The 2395-nt window shown below is 65.3% G+C and carries 3 protein-coding genes; 1 reads left to right on the top strand and 2 read right to left on the bottom strand.

What is annotated here, in order from left to right:
- Positions 1-768 precede the first annotated feature (768 nt).
- A complete protein-coding gene (locus ACFWAY_RS51550; protein WP_378516225.1) occupies positions 769-1389 on the top strand; it encodes an FHA domain-containing protein in 621 nt (206 codons plus the stop codon).
- Between the two features lie 455 nt (positions 1390-1844).
- Here the strand turns inward: ACFWAY_RS51550 and ACFWAY_RS51555 are convergent, their stop codons facing one another.
- Positions 1845-2054, bottom strand: a complete 210-nt coding sequence (locus tag ACFWAY_RS51555) for a hypothetical protein (RefSeq protein WP_378516226.1) — start codon at positions 2052-2054, stop codon at positions 1845-1847.
- A 9-nt stretch (positions 2055-2063) separates the two neighbouring features.
- On the bottom strand, positions 2064-2198 hold the full coding sequence (locus ACFWAY_RS51560; RefSeq protein WP_378516227.1) for a hypothetical protein: 135 nt from the start codon (positions 2196-2198) through the stop codon (positions 2064-2066).
- Positions 2199-2395 lie beyond the last annotated feature (197 nt).

The raw sequence follows: 2395 nt of genomic DNA on the forward strand, positions 1-2395 counted from the left end.
CAGAATCGGAGGATCGTCGGGACAGTTCGGGGGGCAGACCTCGGGCGGCGGTGGTATGTCCAGAATCGGAGGATCGTCGGGACAGTTCGGAGGGCAACCCTCAGGTGGCGGTGGAATCTCCAGAATCTCCGGATCGGAACACTTCACACCTCCGGGAACACAGATCGGTTGTTGATGGTCGGCAGCGGGGTACGGTGCCGGGTCGAGACTCTCTCCCAACCCTGGGAGAGGAAGCTGGGGCATCGTCGGCCACGGCGCGACGGGTTGTTGCCGCACGACAACGGTGGCCACCGATTGTGGCGCCGCGCCCGCGAGCGAGGGTCCTGAGTGGAACCCGAAGAGCCCGAGAGCGCCGACGACCACCAGGGTGGACATCACCGTGACCGATCGCCGCCAGTGGGTTGGCCGGGGCATCTGCCCCACCCCCTCGGGTGCGCGTTCGGTACTTTCAGTCTGCGCCGGTGCTGAGCGCTGGGGCAATACCCGACGCGCACCGGGTTCCTGGCGGGCGGGGTGGGTGTGGTGACGGGTTCGAGGCATGGCATCTTCTCGGGTCGAAGTGATTGACCTTCAGTGTGGTGTGCCGGCCACGGACGAATCTTCACCCTCGGGGTGGACCCTTATCACCTTCGTCGAAACCGGTACGTCGGTGCGGGGATGGAACCGCACCGTCGACCATGGTGCCGCGCCGACCTGCGGAATTAGACTGGCAACAAGGCGAAGCGTCCGACCGAAAGTCGTGTGCCCGAAATTGCGCGGAGGACGGCAATGAACGCACTGAGCGAACCGAACCTCTGCTATCTCGATGGCGGAGACGGCACCCGCGAATTCGTGTTGTCCGTGGACGCCCCGCGGATCACCGTGGGCCGCTCGGAGAAGGCCGATATCGCGTTGCCATCCGATCCGAACGTGTCACGGCTGCACGCCACCATCGAATGGATCGGATCCTATTGGACGGTGACCGACGACGGACTCTCCCGCAACGGCACATTCGTCAACGGCGACCGCCTCAGCGGGCGCCGAAGGCTCCACGCCGGTGACGTCATCCGAATCGGATCCTCGTCACTGACCTTCCGCACCTTCATTGCGGCCAGCGGGGAGATGACCGGCACCGCCGACGCCCTACCCACCCGCGCCGCCCTGACCCCGGCGCAGTACGCGGTCCTGGCGGAGTTGTGCCGGCCGTACAAAGGCAACGCAGCCTACGCCCACCCCGCCTCGAACCAGGAGATCGCCGACCACCTCTACTTGACCGTCGACACGATCAAATGCCATCTCCGCGTCCTCTTTTCGAAGTTCGGCCTCGAGGACCTGCCGAACAACCAGAAGCGCATGCAACTCGTCGCCCGCGCCCGACACAGCGGCATCATCACCACCGGCGACCTGTGAATCCGAGAGAATTCTCTCGGCAGTACGGCTCGCCCCGCTCCTTCCCGGGCCGGCGCGAGTCGGTGCACCGGGTGCTTTCCGCAGCCCGAATGAGATGCTGGCCGTTGTGTCAGTGATTCGACCGGCCGACCAACCATCCTCCTTTTGGGGCCGATCCAAGCCATGGATTATCCGATGAGTCGCGCGACGTTGCCGCGGCAGGGAGAACATTGAAAACCATTGGGGAAAAGTGTAATCCGAATCTACTTGAAAGCTCTTCAGTTATCGACAAACCCAGACGCACTGCCTAACAGAAGTTTTGGCGCAGCTTGTCGTGCCTCCGACCAGGCGCGCACTCTGTTTCAACGTAGGGCACAGACCACCCGGCTCAGGTGAGCCGGGGGCCCGCCCTCCGCTCCGCAGCTGTTCAGTCATGTCCTGGAAGCAGACGAGGAGGAGGGGATCGTCCTGCCGCATCAGCACCGATCCGCTGACACCGCCCGCACCATGAAACCCTCCCGAGGAGCAAGTTCGAGCACATTGCCGGCGCAATCCTGCAGCCGTCCCAACGCATCGGCATCGCTCGGCGAGGACTCCGGATCGACGATCTCGGTCACCGAGCGGCCGACCAACCCGTTCTCGTCGTGGCCGAGCGTGCGCTCAAGCGCGGGATCCGCGTGCACCACGACACAGTTCTAGTCCGCCGCGAGTGTGGGCACCGGAAGCCGCCGCAGCAGCCCTGCGGCGGGCAGCCGCTCAAGAGAGCCCAGCGCGGTGTTCGGGTCCCCGCCGACGAAGGCGGTGCCGAGCCCGCCGCGCAGGGTCGGCATATCGGGCAGCGTCGTCCAGGTCGCGGTAGCCGGGACGACGCGCTCGAAGGCGGCCGGTGTTCGGGTCCACGGAGAGGTTTCGTCAGCCGGCCGCGTAGCAGCATGAATCGCCCTGGATCGAGTGGAGACTCCGGTTCAGGCCACCTCGGGGGTTGAGGCAGCCGGGGGACGCTGTTCACGATAGCGGGTCTCGTACC

The organism is Rhodococcus sp. NPDC059968 (assembly GCF_042738615.1).
Taxonomy (GTDB): Bacteria; Actinomycetota; Actinomycetes; order Mycobacteriales; family Mycobacteriaceae; genus Rhodococcus_F.

Bases quoted from the DNA above. Each gene is read 5' to 3' on its own strand.
- ACFWAY_RS51550 (WP_378516225.1), top strand. From the start codon at position 769: ATGAACGCACTGAGCGAACCGAACCTCTGCTATCTCGATGGCGGAGAC.
- ACFWAY_RS51560 (WP_378516227.1), bottom strand. From the start codon at position 2,198: ATGCCGACCCTGCGCGGCGGGCTCGGCACCGCCTTCGTCGGCGGGGAC.